Raw genomic sequence first — 3,254 nt, forward strand, 5'->3', positions numbered from 1 at the left:
TCACGCAGTGTGTGAAGTTCGGTAAGCGAGAAAAAGGCGGGGTCCGCCCCCAGGCGAGCCACATCGGCATAGGCTGACAGAAGTTTGCTCGGCAGGAGATTTGCTGCCACCTGGGCCCCAGCTGCATCTCCAATCTTTGCCATATGCCCCTCGACCACGGCCCGGCGTATCACGAAAATCAGCGCTGAATGGCCCAAAAACCGCGCTTCCCAGTAGCTTTTTTCCTCCCGCAAGCGTTTGTTGAATTGCACTATCTGCCCGTTTTCCCAATCGGGCAGTGCTTCAATCACTTGGCGTTTTTCTTCCGGCGTCAGGGTCAGGCTGCCTTTCAACGCTGATGCAAAAGCATCCGCCTCAATACCCGAAGGCCACTGCGTACGGGCTGCGATAACCCTGTCCTTCAACTCCTGCATAAATTCCAGGGGATCGGCCAGGGCCTTGAGTTTACCGTCTGGGTCATCGAAGCGGAGCAAAGCAGCCAGTTCTTTTTTCAGCTTGCCGTCTCCCAGCATAGTCTGCAGCGCGGAACGCTCCAGTGCCGAACTTATAATGGGGTCGTCAACCGCGCTCGCAAGGCTGAAGGCGTATTCCGCATGGCGGATCCGATCGTCGCTGCCACCCCGTTCGCCATTGTGCAGATGGTGGTGGGCACGCACTTTCAGTTCATCCTGACTGTAAAAGACCTTGAGGAACTGCACCAGCCAGATCAGGCGTCGGCGCACCCGCCGGCTGGCGCGCATCAGATACCAGATGTTGAAAAAACGCTCGGCAATCTGAAAACCGTTTTTTTTCCCCGGTCTCAACGGGACCTTTTCCACCACGCCCTGGTCTGCCAGGCGGACCACCTGGGTAGACACGGTATTGACCGGCAGTCGGGTCCTTTCGGCCAGTTGCCGCGCCGTCAGGGGGTCCCAGTGGATGGCCATGGCGTCGACCACTTTCTGGGACTGGGCCGGGAGTTCCTCGAAGCGGGCCTTGTACAGCGGAGTAGATTGGTCGAGCAGGCGTTCCAGGTCGCTGCGTACGTCACCTTCGATGCCCTGCGCGAGCACGCCGTAGAGCCATACCGCGGTACGCGGGTTACCTCCGGTAAGGGTGTGCAGGGCGCGCAGCCGGGCCGGTTGCTGTTCAATCATGCGGGTAATGGCGGTATTGTTGTCCACCTCAGCGAGGCGACATAGCACATCCCTCATTTCGTCCTCGCTGAGACCCTTCAGCTCGTGAATTTTGAAGAAGTCGTAAAAGGCGGACTCGTACTCGTAAGTGACCTCCAGCACCCGGGCGCTGGCACCAACCAGCATCAGGCGCGGCTCGTGTCCCAGCACCTCGCGTATTTCCCAATGCGACTTTTTCAGGCGTTCCAGCACAATATCGAGGCTGTCGATCAGCAGCAGCAGTCGCCTGCCAAGGCGGTCAGCAAAATCCATCAGCGCCTGTAGGGCTGTCTTTGCACGTTCATCTTCCTCAGAAGGCAGTTCATCAACACAGGCATCAAGCTCATCAAGTAAATCGCTGTTTCCCGATGCTTCGAGGGAGTCGCCCAGTGCATCCAGGCAGTTCACCCACAGATCCGACAGCCGGGCGATGTTGTATTGCTCCTCCGGAAAAGTGAGCGGCAGCCAGTGGGCCGAGAGGATGGCATCTTCCGCCACGGCAAGCGCAAAGCGGTGCAGCAGGGTGGTTTTCCCCATGCCACGGGTGCCCACGATCAGGCGGTGCTGAGGTGTCTTGCCGGGTTGCTCCCTTTTCAGTTCGTCCAGCAGTTTTTTCAGCAAGGGCTGGCGTGCCACAAAGTAACGTTTCAGCTCTTCCTTGCTGAGGATGCCGGGGTTGTAGACGGCGATGCCGTGCAGAAGCAGTTGTTCAGTCATGGGGCAATCCGCCGTTTCCAGTATTCGCGCAGCAAGGGGAAGTGGAATTGATAGCGTTCGCCGTTTTCCACCAGGTAGCCGTCGTTAACCAGCACGTCCAGCAGGTAGCGCAACCGCTGATCGCGTTGTTCCGGGTCTCGAATCTGCCTGCCCAGTGCCCCCCGCAGTACCGCTTGTCTGGTGCCCCGTGGCTCCTGGCAGGCCATGTTGAGCAGGGTGGTGGCGAAGGTGTCGTCCGGCGTGCCGAGTGATTCCCTGAGGCGCTGGCGCCAGTAGTCGAAGTAATTCTTGTTGGCCGGCTGCAGCAATGCCTCGAACAGGGCGTCGATATCGGTAACCCGGATCGGCCTGTTGTCAACGTCCAGAAGTTCGGAGAATACGAGCTGGATGTAATAGGGCAGAAGCCATTGCAGACGGCTGAGGATGTGGCTGCGCACATCCGGATGCAGATCCAGCCCGTAGCTCCTGGCCAGGGCCTGCAGGAAATCGTCGGCGCTATGAACAGAAAAGGGACCCAGGGTTGTCAGGCGCAGGTCATTGATGGTGTCGGCCATATTATAGCGCCCGGTGACCGTATCCAACCCGATCGAGCCGGCGAGCAGCCACCTCACCCCGGGCTGGTTTTGGCGCAGTTCACGCAGGTTGTGCAAAAACGAGACTGCCCGTTTGCCGCTGTCGTCCAGGCGCAGCAGCTTCAGGATGAACAGTGGCAGCTCGTCAACGGCCAGCAGCCAGGGCATTTCCAGTCCGCTGAGCAACTCGCCGAAGACCGTCATGCTTTCCGGCCAGTGTTTTTTGGCTTCGGCGGTCAGTTCTATGGATACGCCCAAAGCACCGACCTTCTTTACCCGTTTGACCCATGTTCCCAGCGGGCTGTCAGCCACTCGGTCGACGAGTGTTTTCATGATATTCGGGTGGTTCTCGGCGACGGCACGGTAGAGCCTCTCCATGAAATCCGCTTCGTCGGCTGCGCCTTCCACGGTCAGGTACGAGGCCTGATAGCCCTTGTCAGGCGCGAGATAAACCAGGTGCTTCATCAGCGAGGTCTTGCCTACCCGCCGTGGTGCAAGCAGAAGCAGGCTATCACTGTCCAGAGCACGCCAGATGGCGTTGATTTCCTTCTTGCGATTGAAAAAATCCTCGCCTTCCACAGGCGAACCGACATGGTATTGCATGGGCACCTCAGCCAACTACAGATAAATTGCACATCATTAAGGTAGTGCAATTTATCTGTAGTGTCAATAAAAAGGAGCACAGCTGGGAGGAATATCCTGGCGACCGGGAGCCAAAAACCGATAACCGTACCCCAGGGGGAGAGCGCACTTTGAGTGATCTTCCACACCAGGTTATTGCCAAGGGAGGGGCGTAACTGGGGTAGAATTA

Annotated in this window: 2 protein-coding genes; both read right to left on the reverse strand. The window is 58.1% G+C overall.

Annotation, left to right across the window (positions count from 1 at the left end):
* On the reverse strand, window positions 1–1,871 hold a 1,871-nt coding region (locus ACOCD2_RS14990), incomplete at its 3' end, for an AAA family ATPase (protein ID WP_419625763.1).
* Window positions 1,868–3,046: a hypothetical protein gene (locus ACOCD2_RS14995; protein ID WP_419625764.1), complete on the reverse strand. Its 1,179-nt coding sequence runs from the start codon at window positions 3,044–3,046 to the stop codon at window positions 1,868–1,870. The genes ACOCD2_RS14995 and ACOCD2_RS14990, both read right to left, overlap by 4 nt.
* Window positions 3,047–3,254: the final 208 nt, after the last annotated feature.

The sequence above is a fragment of the Thiolapillus sp. genome, assembly GCF_048562965.1.
Classification (GTDB): domain Bacteria; phylum Pseudomonadota; class Gammaproteobacteria; order Chromatiales; family Chromatiaceae; genus Thiolapillus; species Thiolapillus brandeum_A.

Excerpts from the sequence above, each read along its gene's own strand:
- ACOCD2_RS14995 (WP_419625764.1), bottom strand. The coding sequence starts at position 3,046 with ATGCAATACCATGTCGGTTCGCCTGTGGAAGGCGAGGATTTTTTCAAT.